The 13087-nt window shown below is 66.3% G+C and carries 13 protein-coding genes; 9 read left to right on the top strand and 4 right to left on the bottom strand.

Going from position 1 to position 13087, the window contains the following annotated elements; translation table 11 throughout:
* The 4 genes from leuB to AWB70_RS27035 all read right to left on the bottom strand — a co-directional run bounded on the left by leuB (window position 1) and on the right by AWB70_RS27035 (window position 4146).
* Window positions 1-1065, bottom strand: a complete 1065-nt coding sequence (gene leuB / locus AWB70_RS27050) for a 3-isopropylmalate dehydrogenase (RefSeq protein WP_053569945.1) — start codon at window positions 1063-1065, stop codon at window positions 1-3.
* The gene (leuD, locus tag AWB70_RS27045) at window positions 1062-1652 is read right to left on the bottom strand and encodes a 3-isopropylmalate dehydratase small subunit (RefSeq protein ID WP_053570300.1); all 591 of its coding nucleotides are present in this window, start codon (window positions 1650-1652) and stop codon (window positions 1062-1064) included. The genes leuB and leuD overlap by 4 nt, the downstream gene beginning before the upstream one ends.
* Window positions 1630-3051 (bottom strand): 3-isopropylmalate dehydratase large subunit, encoded by a 1422-nt coding sequence (gene leuC / locus AWB70_RS27040; RefSeq protein WP_053569944.1) that lies wholly within the window; start codon window positions 3049-3051, stop codon window positions 1630-1632. The genes leuD and leuC overlap by 23 nt, the downstream gene beginning before the upstream one ends.
* A 132-nt stretch (window positions 3052-3183) precedes the next feature.
* Window positions 3184-4146 carry a LysR family transcriptional regulator gene (locus AWB70_RS27035; protein WP_143281710.1) on the bottom strand — a complete coding sequence of 321 codons (963 nt, stop codon included), beginning with the start codon at window positions 4144-4146 and terminating at the stop codon, window positions 3184-3186.
* Between the two features lie 208 nt (window positions 4147-4354).
* Here AWB70_RS27035 and AWB70_RS27030 point away from each other — a divergent pair, with 208 nt between their 5' ends.
* The 9 genes from AWB70_RS27030 to AWB70_RS26990 all read left to right on the top strand — a co-directional run bounded on the left by AWB70_RS27030 (window position 4355) and on the right by AWB70_RS26990 (window position 13084).
* Window positions 4355-5401, top strand: a complete 1047-nt coding sequence (locus AWB70_RS27030; protein WP_053569943.1) for a Gfo/Idh/MocA family protein — start codon at window positions 4355-4357, stop codon at window positions 5399-5401.
* On the top strand, window positions 5398-6213 hold the full coding sequence (locus tag AWB70_RS27025; protein ID WP_053569942.1) for a shikimate dehydrogenase family protein: 816 nt from the start codon (window positions 5398-5400) through the stop codon (window positions 6211-6213). The genes AWB70_RS27030 and AWB70_RS27025 overlap by 4 nt, the downstream gene beginning before the upstream one ends.
* A 66-nt stretch (window positions 6214-6279) precedes the next feature.
* Window positions 6280-7308: a LacI family DNA-binding transcriptional regulator gene (locus AWB70_RS27020; protein ID WP_041732450.1), complete on the top strand. Its 1029-nt coding sequence runs from the start codon at window positions 6280-6282 to the stop codon at window positions 7306-7308.
* A 211-nt stretch (window positions 7309-7519) separates the two neighbouring features.
* A complete protein-coding gene (locus AWB70_RS27015) occupies window positions 7520-8506 on the top strand; it encodes a TRAP transporter substrate-binding protein (protein WP_053569941.1) in 987 nt (328 codons plus the stop codon).
* A 23-nt stretch (window positions 8507-8529) separates the two neighbouring features.
* Window positions 8530-9099: a TRAP transporter small permease gene (locus tag AWB70_RS27010; RefSeq protein ID WP_053569940.1), complete on the top strand. Its 570-nt coding sequence runs from the start codon at window positions 8530-8532 to the stop codon at window positions 9097-9099.
* Entirely contained in the window at window positions 9096-10361 is a 1266-nt protein-coding gene (locus AWB70_RS27005) for a TRAP transporter large permease (RefSeq protein ID WP_014192872.1), read from the top strand. The genes AWB70_RS27010 and AWB70_RS27005 overlap by 4 nt, the downstream gene beginning before the upstream one ends.
* Window positions 10337-11128, top strand: a complete 792-nt coding sequence (locus tag AWB70_RS27000; RefSeq protein WP_053569939.1) for a 3-ketoacyl-ACP reductase — start codon at window positions 10337-10339, stop codon at window positions 11126-11128. The genes AWB70_RS27005 and AWB70_RS27000 overlap by 25 nt, the downstream gene beginning before the upstream one ends.
* A 20-nt stretch (window positions 11129-11148) precedes the next feature.
* Window positions 11149-12315: a dihydrodipicolinate synthase family protein gene (locus AWB70_RS26995; protein ID WP_053569938.1), complete on the top strand. Its 1167-nt coding sequence runs from the start codon at window positions 11149-11151 to the stop codon at window positions 12313-12315.
* A gap of 10 nt (window positions 12316-12325) precedes the next feature.
* Window positions 12326-13084 carry an enoyl-CoA hydratase/isomerase family protein gene (locus AWB70_RS26990; RefSeq protein ID WP_053569937.1) on the top strand — a complete coding sequence of 253 codons (759 nt, stop codon included), beginning with the start codon at window positions 12326-12328 and terminating at the stop codon, window positions 13082-13084.
* Window positions 13085-13087: the final 3 nt, after the last annotated feature.

The raw sequence follows: 13087 nt of genomic DNA, 5'->3' as shown, positions 1-13087 counted from the left end.
TCAAGCCAGCGCCGCGACGACGAGATCGCCCATTTGCGCGGTGCCGATCTTCTTCGTGCCCGGTTCCGCGATATCCGCCGTGCGATAGCCCGACGCGAGCACACGCCGCACCGCACGCTCGATGCGCGCCGCCGCCTCGTGCTGATCGAAGCTCATGCGCAGCATCATCGCGGCGGACAGAATCGAGGCGAGCGGATTGGCGAGGTCGCGCCCCGCGATATCCGGCGCGCAGCCATGCACCGGTTCGTACAGCCCTTTCTTGCCGTCGCCCATCGACGCGGACGGCAACATGCCGATGGAGCCGGTGAGCATCGACGCTTCGTCGGAAAGAATGTCGCCGAAGAGATTGCCTGTGACGATCACGTCGAAGTGCTGGGGCGTGCGCAACAGCGACATCGCGGCGGCGTCCACGTAGAGATGTTCGAGCGTGACGTCCGGATACTCGCGCGCGACGTCATCGACGACTTCGCGCCACAGCTCCATCGATTCGAGCACGTTGGCCTTGTCCACCGAGCACACGCGATGACGCCGCCCGCGCGCCGTCGCGAACGCCACGTGCGCGATGCGGCGGACTTCGTTCTCGTCGTAACGCATGGTGTTGATGCCCACGCGCACGCCGTTTTCCATATGCACGCCGCGCGGCTCGCCGAAGTACAGATCGCCCGTCAGTTCGCGCAGAATGATGAGGTCGAGGCCATCCAGACGCGCGGCCTTCAGCGGCGACGCGCCGACGAGTTCGGGCCACGCCACCACGGGCCGGAAGTTCGCGAACAGATCCAGTTCGCGGCGCACGGTGAGCAGTGCATCGCCGGGACGCAGGCCGCGCGGCAGCGTTTCGTACTGAAAGCCGCCTTCCGCGCCGAACAGAATTGCGTCGGCGTCGCGGGCGAGCGCGAAGGTCGCGTCGGGCAGCGGATGCCCCGTCGCGTCGTACGCGCAGCCGCCGATCAGCGCCTGCTCGAATTCGAGCGGCAGGCCTTCGCGCGCGAAGACGTCGAGCACTTTGAGCGCTTGCGCGGTCACTTCCGGGCCGATCCCGTCGCCGGGGAGCACTGCGATCTTCATGTCGTTTCCTGTGATGTGCCAATGCCGTGGGCGCGCTCGTAGGCGTCGATAGCCGCCGCGTAGCGCAAGGTCATGTCGATCTCGTCGAGCCCTTCGACGAGCGCTTCCTTCTGAAACGGATCGATGTCGAACGGCGCGCGCTCGCCGTTTGGCGCGATCACGCATTGATCCGGCAAGTCGATGCGCACGTGCGCGCCGGGTGTCGCTTCGAGCGTCGCGAGCAGGCGTTCGACAAACGCGGCGTCGGTGCAAATCGGCAGCACGCCGTTCTTCAGGCAATTGGTGAAGAAGATGTCGCCGAAACTCGTGCCGACGAGCGCGCGGATGCCGTAATCCGCGAGCGTGTGCACCGCCTGTTCGCGCGACGATCCGCAACCGAAGTTCGGCCCGACCGCGAGCACTTGCGCGCCAGCGTACTCATCGCGATTCAGCACGAAGGCGGCGTCGGCACGCAGATCGTGGAAGGCATAGCGCCCGTAATCGATGCGCCGTGCATGCATGAAGCGCGCGGGCAGAATCTGGTCGGTGTCGATGTCGGCGGCGCGCAGAGGCACGCCGGGCGCATCAAGTCGCGTCAGCGGTTGCATCGCGCAAAAGCTCCCGGTAGTCGATCAGCCGTCCCGCGACGGCGGCGCCCGCGGCCATGCCCGGGCTCATCAGATGCGTGCGCACGCCGCGTCCCTGGCGGCCCACGAAATTGCGGTTCGTCGTCGATGCGATACGCTCGCCGGGATGCCCTTCGTCGCCGTTGATGGCGAGGCACATCGAGCAGCCCGGCTCGCCCCACTGCGCGCCCGCCTGCGCGAACACGCGGTCCAGCCCTTCCGCGACGGCCGCCGACTGCACGGCGCGCGAACCCGGCACGATGAGCGTCGGCACGCGCACGCGCCGGCCTTCGAGCACGGCGGCCGCGGCGCGCAAGTCCTCGATACGCCCGTTGGTGCACGAGCCGATGAACACGCGATCCACCGGCACGCCTTCGAGCGGCGCGCCCGCCTCGATGCCCATGTAGTCGAGCGCCTGCTGCACACGCGGGCCAAAGTCGCCGGCGGCGATGCGTCCATCGATCGGCGCGGACTGCGCGGGATTCGTGCCCCATGTGACCATCGGCGCGACGCGGCTCGCATCGAGTTCGGCTTCGCGATCGAAACGCGCGGCGGCGTCGCTCGCCAGCGTGCGCCATGTGGCGAGCGCCGCGTCCCATGCCGCGCCCGCCGGCGCATAGCGGCGGCCGTGCAGATACGCGAACGTGGTTTCGTCGGGAGCGATCATGCCGGCGCGCGCGCCCGCTTCGATCGACAGATTGCAGAGCGTCATGCGCGCTTCCATGCTCATCGCCGCGACGGCCTCGCCCGCATATTCGATGACATGGCCCGCGCCGCCCGCCACGCCGATGCGCGCGATCATCGCGAGCGCGACGTCCTTCGCCGTAACGCCGAACGCGCGCTTGCCATCGATACGCATGCGCATTGTCATCGGGCGCTTCTGCCAGAGCGTTTGCGTCGCGAGCACGTGACTCACTTCCGATGCGCCGATGCCAAAGCCGAAGGCACCGAGCGCGCCGTGCGTCGACGTATGGCTGTCGCCGCACACGACCGTCATGCCGGGCAGCGTCAGACCGTGCTCGGGCCCGGTGACATGAACGATGCCGTGACGCGCGTCGTCGAGCGCGAACATCGGCACGCCTTCGGTGCGCGTGAAGTGAATCAGCTTCTCGACGAGCTCGCGGCGATCGGCATCGACGACATCGGCGATCGAGCGGCCGCGCGAAGACGCGTAGTGATCGGCCATCGCGAAGGTCGCATCCGGACGGCGCACGCTCAAGCCCTTGCGAGCGAGCGTGTCGAAGGTATCGCGCGGCAGGTCGTCGCCGACGTAATGCCGGTCGATATACAGCAAGGTGTGGCCGTCATCGCGCGCATGTACGACATGCCTGTCCCACAGCTTGTCGAACAACGTGCGCGCGGCAAGCGCGTTCGAACTCACGCAGACTCCGTGCAATCACATTGATTGAGACCGAGTCTGCGGATGTCAAAAAAACGGCTGAAGACGTATTTCGGAACGCACGCAACGTGATCCGCGATGGCTGAAATGCTGCGCTGCGCGAGCAGCGCGCGTTCAGGCGCTGAGAAAATCGACCAGCAGGCGCGTCGCGGTCGCCATGTCGTCGTCTTCGCGCACGCAGAGCTTGTGCAGGCGATTCGCCCACGGCTCGTCGAGCGGAACGTCGGCAATGTGCATCGCGGCGGCGCGATCGGTGACGAAGTAGTCCGGCACGATGCCGATGCCGAGCCCCGCCTGCGCCATCCGGCACACGGCGTCGAAGCCCGCGACGCGGATGCGCGAGCGCAGCGTGCGGCCCGCTTCGGCAGCGAGGCGCTCGGTCAGGTTCTGGATCGAGCTGTACTGCTCCTGCAGGATGAGCGGATGATCGAGCAGATCGACGAAGCCGAGATGGCGCCGGCGGCTGAGCGGATGCCCTTGCGGCACCACGACGACGAGGCGATCCACGTAGCACGGCATCACCTTCAGGCCGTCTACCGGTTGATCGCCCCAAAAAATGCCGAAGTCGACGACGCCTTCGCGCACCGCCTGCACCGCGCCCGTGCTCGTATTGGGCTGCAGCTCGACGGTCACGTTCGGGTAATCACGCATGAAGCGCGAGAGCGCATCGGGAAAGAAACCGAACAATGCCGACTCGTTCGCCGCCGCGCGCACATGGCCGCGCGCGCCGTGCGAGGCGGATGAAAACTCGGCCATCTCGCATTCGAGCTGTGTCAGATCGCGCAGGATCTTGCGCGAGTGGCGCAGGAAAGCTTCGCCGGCCGGGGTCGGCGAGACGCCGCGCCGATGCCGTTCGAGCAGCGGTACGCGCACCGACTGTTCGAGATCGGCAAGCCGCTTGCTCACGGCTGAAGGCGCCATGTGTTCGCGCTCCGCCGCCTTCGCAATGCTCGCCTCCTCGACGACGGCAAGAAACAGCTTGAGCGTGACGATATCGACGCGTCCGGCCAGGTTCGCGCGAACGTCGATGAAGGGTGCGCCGGGATCGTCTGACGCGGAATGATCGGAGCGGAACATGTCGGACGGAGCAGGGACACCGGTTTCGGTGGGAATCGAAGTATCCCACGCGAAAAAAGCGGCGGCCAGAAGCGTTCTCGAACGAGTCGGCTTCACAGCCCTCCGGAAAAGTGCCGCGGCCCGAAAGCGTCACTGCGCGCTGGACAATTAGATCGATCTACCTTATTGTCACTCCGTGTTGTCGAGATGACCTGGACGGAGACAATCAATGAGCGAGACAGGCTTCAATATCGCCGTGGTCGGGGCGGGCATGGCAGCCGCGCCGCACCTGGCGAGCCTTCTGGAATTGCGGGACCGGGTGACGGTGCGCCACGTCGTCGCGCGTTCCGAGGCGCGCGCGAACGCGTTCGCCCGTCAGTTACCGCACGCGCGCGTGACGCTGGATCTCGATACCGCGCTCGCGGACGAAAGCGTCGAAGGCGTGCTGCTGCTGACGCCGCCGAACACGCATCTCGAACTCGGCGCCAAGATCGCGGCGGCCGGCAAGCATCTGTTGATCGAGAAGCCGATCGACGTGACCACATCCCGCGCGCGCGAACTGGTCGCGCTATGCGAAGCGCGCGGCATTGTCGCGGCGGCGGTGCTGCAACACCGCACGCGCGACGCATCGCGCACGCTGCGCCGGTTGCTCGACGCGCGCGCGCTCGGCGACATCCACAGCGCGAGCATCGCCGTGCCGTGGTGGCGTCCGCAGTCCTATTACGATGAACCCGGACGCGGCACGCTGGCCCGCGACGGCGGCGGCGTGCTGATGACGCAGGCTATCCACACGCTCGATCTTTTCCTCTGGCTGGTCGGCTGCCCGGACGAAGTCTTTTCCTATGCGATAACCAGCCGCGCGCACCGCATGGAATGCGAAGACACCGTGGCGGGCGTCATGAAATACGGCAACGGTTGCGTCGCGTCGCTTCACGCGAGCACGGCCGTGTTCCCCGGCTTTCCCGAACGCATCGAAATCAGCGGTAGCAACGGCAGCGCCACGCTCGGCGGCGGCCGGCTCACGGTTCATTTCACGGACGGCAGCGTGATCGAAGAAGGCGAAACGGCTTCGCTCGGTTCCGGGGCGGACCCGATGGCCTTCTCGCATCACGCGCATCAGGCCGTCATCGCCAATTTCATCGACGCCGCCACGCACCGCGCCGAGCCGCTCGCCTCGCTGAAGAGCGCGCTCGACGTCCATCTGCTGATCGATGCGCTGATCGCGTCGTCGGCCCACCATCGGCCCATGCCCGTCAACTCAGGTTCGCCATCATGACTTCAGAATTGAATGCCGCCGTCGCCGGCGACACGCGCCTCTTCGCCATCGTCGGCGACCCGATCGCCCAGGCGCGCTCGCCGCTCGTCTTCAACGAGATCTTTCAGCGCATGGGCGTGAATGCGGTGCTCGTGCCGATGCAGATTCCCGCCGCCTCGCTCGCGACGGCGATCGCCGGGCTGAAGGACATCGGCAATCTCGATGGCATCGTCGTCACGGTGCCGCACAAGATATCGATGACCCCTTTGGTCGACCGGCTGCAGCCGATCGCGCAGAAAGTGGGCGCGATCAACTGCATGCGCCGCGCGCCATCCGGCGAGTGGATCGGCGAGATGTACGACGGCGAGGGCTTCACGCGCGGCCTGCGCAAACAGGGCCACGAACCGCGCGGCATGGCGGTGTTTCAGGCGGGCGCGGGTGGAGCGGGCAAGGCGCTGGCGCATGCGCTCGCCAGCGCGGGCGTGACATCGCTGCAATTGATCGACGTGGACCGGGCGAAGCAGGACGCGCTGATCGCGGATCTCGCAAAGGCCTATCCGGACGTGAACGTCTCGGCCGGGAGCACCGCACCCGAGGGCGTCGATATGGTCGTCAACGCCACGCCGTGCGGCATGGGCGGCGACGATCCGCTGCCCTTCGATATCGAACGGCTCGACCGCCGCGTGCTGGTGGCCGACATCATCATGAAGCCGGAACGCACGCGCTTGCTGCGTGAGGCCGAAGCGCGCGGCCATCGCATCCATCTCGGGCGTCATCTGCTGGAGAATCAGGCGGAAATCATCGCGGAGTTCTTCGGCGTGAAGACGGTCTGACCGAAAGCGAAGCCTCGCGGCCGATTCGGATACACTCCGGGCATACGACTCATCACGACCGCTCCAATGGCCCGAGGCAAACCAGGTTCACCCGTCACGCTGCTGGATATCGCCAACGATCTCGGCCTCTCCAGGGCCACGGTCTCGCTCGTGCTGCGCAACAGCCCGCGCATCTCCGAAGCCACGCGGGAGCGCGTGCTGGAAGCGTTCAAGCGCAAGGGCTACGTCTACAACCGCCATGCGGCGGGCATGCGCAGCAATCAGACCAACACCGTGGGCGTCGTCGTCAACGACATCGCCAACCCTTACTTCAGCATGTTGGTGCGCGCCATCGAGGCCGGCCTGAGCACGCAGGGATTCGTCACGCTGCTCGGCAATACGGACGAATCGCTCGAACGGCAAAGCCGCTTTCTCGACACCGTGCGGCAGCACAACATCGACGGCCTCATCGTCTGTCCGACCGAATCGACCACCGCCGCGCAGATGCGCCAGGTGCTCGCGTGGGGCATTCCGTGCGTGTTCGCGTCGCGCTATGTCGCGGGGCTTCAGGCCGATTACGTCGGCGTGGACAATCGCCGCGGCATGGCGCTCGCGACCTCGCATCTGATTTCGCTCGGCCATAAGCGCATCGCGATGATCGGCGGCATCATGCGCGCCTCCACCGGCAGCGACCGGGCCGAAGGCTATCGCGAGGCATTGCGCGCCGCCAAGATCAAGCTCGACGAACGGCTGCTGGTGCCCTCGCCGCTGACGCGTCACGACGGCAAGCGCATCATCACCGAACTCTTGGCGCTGAAGAATCCGCCGACGGCCGCGGTGTGCGGCAACGACATCGTCGCGTTCGGCGTGATGCTCGGTTTGCGCGCCCACGGCATCGAGCCGGGCGCCGATTTCGGCGTCGTGGGCTTCGACGACGTGCCCGAAGCCGAGCTCTGGGAGCCGGCGCTGACCACGGTCCAGGTCTTGCAGGACGACATCGGCCGCGCCGCCGCCGACCTGCTGCTCAAGCGCATGACGGAGCCGTCGCGCACACCCACGCGCATCGTCTCCGAGCCGGTTCTCATCGTCCGCGGAACCTGCGGCGCGCGCGCCTGACCGCCCTGCCCGGACGGGTCCGTTCGGGTTTCCCTTAGCAAAATCCGCTTGCACCGTATCGACGCTGCTTTTACCCTATAGTAGATCGATCTAACAGCAAGGATCGACTCAAAAGTAGATCGATCTACCTGATCGTCGCAATCTGGCGCGGCAGCACGGGCCGCCTTCGTCGCAGTGCCATCTCGACACCAGAACCATAGGAATCCGATCCATGCATGACTACCTTCTCTCTCGCCGCAAGATGTTGATGCTCACCGCGGCGTCCGCGGCCGCGGGTTGCCTGCCGCGCTTCGCCGCAGCACAAAGCCAGACGATCCGCATCGGCGATGTCGTCGATCGCCACAATCCGGAAGTGATCACCGAGAACGTGATGGCCAAGCGGCTCAAGGAAACGGCCGGCTTCGACGCGCGGGTGTTCCCGGACGGCGTCCTCGGTTCCCACACGCGCATGAACGAGCAACTGCGCAACGGCACCCTGGAGATCACGGTTACGAACGTGGCGGACCTCGAAGGCTACGACAAGCGCCTCGGGCTGTTCGCGATGCCGTTCGCGTTTCCCGACCGGAAATCGCTCTTCGCGGCCCAGGACGGCGCGCTCGGCAAGGCGTACGCCGGCATTCTCGACAGTCTCGGTTTCGTGCTGCTGGGCTGGTTCGACTCAGGTCTGCGCAGCGTCTACAACCGCACCCGCCCCATCCACGAACCTGGCGATCTGAAGGGCCTGAAGATCCGCACGCAGGGCAATCAGATCATGATCGCGACGTTCAACCAGCTCGGCGCGCAGGCCACGCCGCTCGACACGACGCAGATTTATTCGGCGCTGCAGCAAGGCGTCGTCGACGGGGCCGAGAATTCGGTCACGTTCTTCGTGCAGCAGCACCATAGCGAAGTGGCGAAGTACTACTCGTACACCAACCACTTTTTCTCGATCGATCCGATGCTCGCCAGCAAGAAGTGGTTTGGCGCGCTCGACCCCAAGAAGCAGGACGCCGTGAAGGAAGCCGCCGCGCAGGCTCAGCAGCACGAGCGCGATCTGTGGCTGGCGTCGGACGCGAAATATCTGGCCGAAGCCAAGAAGAACGGCGCCGCGTTCAACGACGCGAATCTCCCCGCGTTCCAGGCGGCGGTGAAGCCGATCTACACGAAGTACCGCGCCAACTTCGCCGAACTGGGCACCTATCTGCCCGCCCTCGGATAAACCCCTGCGAGAGGTTCCCCGACATGAAACCCGATCCGCAATCGCGCGTGTCCCGGGACGGCATCAACAACACTGCGGCGTTGCGCGTGCTCGCGAACGTCGAAGACATGCTGATAGCGGTTCTGGTTTTCGCGATCTTCTGCGTCGTGCTGGCGGGCATCCTGTCCCGCTTCGTCTTCCACGTCTCGCTGTCGTGGAACATCGAGGTCAGCGTCACGCTGATGATCTGGATGACCTTCATCGGCATCGCGGTCGGCGTGCGCGACAAGGTGCATGTCGCCTTCGAGCTGTTCGAAGACAAGCTGAGCGGCCGCTGGCTTATGCTCGCGTCGCTCTTCCAGATGTTGCTCATGGGCTTTCTGCTGGTCGCGCTCGCCTGGGGCGGCTGGCAGTTCATGCAGCTCGGGCTCGATCAGATGACACCGAGCGGCATCCCGCAATGGATCTCGTTCACCGCGATTCCCGCGGGCAGCGCGCTGGGCTTGCTGCATCTGGCGGCGCACGCATGGGACCTGGCCGCCCGCGCGGGACTCGACGCCGCGCCGCAAGGTCACAACCAAAACCATGGCCATACCGAGACGAGGGCGCAATGATTCTCACCGTCGGACTACTCGCTCTGTTCGTCGTCGCGGGCGCACCGATCATCGCGTCGCTGGGCGCGGTCGGCACCATCGACGGCCTGATGCAAGGCCTGCCGCTGACCAACATCGCTCAGGCGATGTATCACGGCGTCGATTCGTTCACGCTGCTCGCCGTGCCGCTCTTCATCCTCGCCGGGGAGATTCTGTTTCACTCGGGCTCGGCGGGCCGGCTCGTCAATTTCATGAATCTGCTGGTGGGCCGCGTGCCGGGCGGACTGGGCGTCTCCGCCGTCGCCTCGACGATGGTGTTCTCGGGCCTGAGCGGTTCGGTCAACGCCGATGCCGCCGCGATCAGCTCCGCCATGCTGCCGTCGATGGAAAAGGCCGGCTACCGCAAGGAATGGTCGTCGGCGATCATCGCGGCGGCGGCCGGGACCGGCATCCTGATTCCGCCGTCCATCACGATCATCGTGCTGGCGACGGTCGCGAACATGTCGGTGACGAAGCTGTTCCTCGCGGCGACGCTGCCCGCGATTCTCGTCGGCGTCACGAAGATGTTCATCATCATGTACCGCGCGCGCTCGGAGCCGCCGGTCGCGCCGGTCCACTTCAGCGTGCCGGAGCTTTGCCGCGCGTTCGTGCTCGCGATTCCCGCGCTGGGCGCGCCGGTCATCATCCTCGGCGGCATCTTCATGGGCTTCTTCACCGCGACCGAATCGGCTGCGGCGGCGGTGGCCTACGTGACGATCATCACGCTCCTTCAGCGCTCGATTCCGACGCGTGCGTGGCTCGGGATTCTGATCAAGGCCGGCCGCACCAGTGCGATCGTGCTGTCGCTGGTCGGCGTCGCGCAGATTCTCGGCTACATGCTGGCGTACAACTCGGTGGGCGAGCAGGTGGCCGAGTTCGCGTCGCAACTGACCGGCAACAAGATCGTCTTCACGGTGTTCATCGTGATCGTGTTCTGGCTGCTGGGCGCGCTGCTCGACGGCATTCCCGCGCTGATCCTGCTGATTCCGCTGTTCCTGCCGATCGCGCAGGACGCGGGCTTCAGCGACATCCACTTCGCGATTCTCGCCATCGCCATCGTCGGCATCTCGCTTGTGACGCCGCCGATCGGCACGGCCTGCTTCATCGTCACCGGCGTCGCCAACATCAGAATGGTGAATCTGGTGCGGCCCATGTTGCCCTTCATGGCGATCATGTTCGTGACCATCCTGCTGCTGGCATTCGTGCCGGCGTTCTCCGAATGGCTACCTCATCTCCTGTACTGACGCCGCGCCGCGAACGGCCGCTCGCGCTCGTCACGGGCGCGCGGCGCGGCATCGGCGCAAGCATCGCGGCGGAGCTGGCGCGGCGCGGCTTCGACCTCGCGCTGATCGATATCGACGACGGCGCGCACGACACGATGGCCGCGGTCGAATCGCACGGCGTGCGCGCGCGCTTCTACCGGCACGATCTGGCCGACAGCGGCGGACATCGCGCGCTGGTCGAGCACGTCGTGTCGGACTGCGGGCCGATCGCGTGTCTGGTCAACAACGCGGGCGTGTCCGCCGAGATGCGCGGCGATCTGCTGGAGCTCGGCGAGGCGTCCTACGACCGCGTCGTCGATATCAACATGCGCGGCACGTTCTTTCTCACGCAGGCCGTCGCGCGCCATATGGCCGCTCATGCGAGTGAGCACGCCCGCAGCATCGTCACGGTGTCGTCGGTGAGCGCCGAGCTGGCGTCAACGGAGCGCGGCGAATACTGTATGTCCAAGGCCGGGCTGGGCATGCTCACCAAACTGTTCGCGCTGCGGCTCGCGCCGCTTGCCATCGGCGTGTTCGAAGTACGGCCCGGCATCATCCGCACGCCGATGACGGAAGGCGTAGCCGCGCGCTACGACGAACGCATCGCCGGCGGCATCGTGCCGATGCAGCGCTGGGGCATGCCGCAGGACGTCGCTTCGGCCGTCGCCGCACTGGCCTCGGGACAGATGACGTTCGCCACGGGCAGCGTGCTCAACATCGACGGCGCGCTGTCCATTCCGCGTCTCTAACTCAACCCATTCATCGCGACATGCACACCCTACAACTGCCGACGCCTGCCGGCGCGCTGGAACGCTACACGCTCACGGGCACGCCGCTTCACGACGCGCGCCCCGCCGCGCCTTTCAATCGCATCGCGCTGTCGGCCGCGCACGTGGTCGCCGATCCCTTCGCGGACGCCGATCCCTCCGATGGCGGCAAGATCGACTGGGACAAGACGCTCGAATACCGCCGCTATCTGGCCGGTCTCGGCCTGGGCATCGCCGAAGCGATGGACACCGCGCAGCGCGGCATGGGCCTCAGTTGGCAAGCGTCGCTGCAACTGATCCGTCGCACGCGCGCGGAGCTTGCCGACAGCCGCGTGCCCATTTTCAATGGTTGCGGCACGGACCATCTCGATCCCGCCTCGGTCGATTCGCTCGACGCGGTCGTCGATGCCTATCTGCAACAGGTCGATGCGATCCAGACCGCGGGCGGCCGTCTGATCCTGATGGCGAGCCGTGCACTCGCCCGCGTGGCGCGTTCGCCCGAAGACTACGTGGCGGTGTATCGCCGCGTGCTCGCGCAAGTGGATCAGCCGGTGATCCTGCACTGGCTCGGCGACATGTTCGATCCCGCGCTCGCCCGCTACTGGGGAACGGACGATCTGACCGCCGCGCGCGACGTGGCCTTGCAGGTCATGGCCGAGTCGGCGGCGAAGGTGGACGGCATCAAGGTGTCGCTGCTCGACAAGCAGCGGGAGATCGACATGCGCCGCCTTCTGCCCGCCGGCGTGAAGATGTACACCGGCGACGACTTCAACTATCCCGAACTGATCGCCGGCGACGAGCACGGCTTTTCGCACGCGCTGCTCGGCATCTTCGACGGCATCGCGCCGGCCGCATCCGCCGCCCTCTCCGAACTGGCGGCCGGACGGCGCGAGCGCTTTCTCGAGATTCTCGCGCCCACGGTGCCGCTGTCGCGCCACATCTTCCGCGCGCCGACGCGCTTCTACAAGACCGGCATCGTGTTCCTCGCCTTCCTGAACGGCCATCAATCGCACATGACGATGCTGGCCGGACATCAGGCGATGCGTCCGCTGCCGTATTTCGTCGATCTGTTCAAGCTCGCCGATGCGGCGGGCCTGCTGCGTCAGCCCGAGCTTGCGGTCGTGCGCATGAAGACGTTCCTCGCCGGCTACGGCGTGACGCAGGACTGAGGCGCCATCGATGGGACAGATCCTTTCAAGCCGCACAAACGCGGTGCTCACGCTGGAACTCAGCAATCCAGGCAAGGCCAATGCGCTCGATTTCGCGATGCTGGCCGCGCTCGACGAGCACATCGCGCAGATCGGCGAGGACGACACGATCCGCGCCGTCGTGCTGCGCGGCACGGCGGGCGGCGCCTTTTCTTCCGGCGCAGACATCCGCGAATGGTCCGCGCTCGACCCGCAAGCCTTCGCGACGCAGTGGATCGGTGAAGGCAACGCGGTGTTCCGGCGCTTCGAGCGGCTGCGCTGCCCGACCGTCGCCGTCATCGAAGGATTGTGCTTCGGCGGCGGCCTGGAGCTCGCGCTGTGCTGCGATCTGCGGCTCGCGGGCGCGGGCGCGCGGCTGCGCTTCCCGGAAGTCGCCATCGGCGCGATTCCCGGCTGGGAGGGCGGCGACCGCCTGCAGCGCATCGCGGGCCGTGGACGCGCGCTCGAAGCGGTGTTGCTGTCGCGCGAAATCGATCCGACGACCGCGTTGCAGTGGGGCGTCGTCAATGCCGTCTGCGCACCGCAGGACATCGAAACGCAATTGCAGGAATGGACCACGCGTCTTTGTGCGATCTCTCCGCGCGCCGCCGCGCTCGCCAAAAGCCTGATCGTCGATGACGACAAGGACCCGCACGCGGCCTATCCCGCCGCCGCGCTCGCGGTGCGCATCAGTCCCGACGCGGAGCTGGGCATCCGCGCTTTCTTTGCGAAGACGTCCGCCATCTTTTAAGGC

The organism is Caballeronia cordobensis, assembly GCF_001544575.2.
Classification (GTDB): domain Bacteria; phylum Pseudomonadota; class Gammaproteobacteria; order Burkholderiales; family Burkholderiaceae; genus Caballeronia; species Caballeronia cordobensis.
This window is presented reverse-complemented; position numbering and strand designations above follow the sequence as displayed.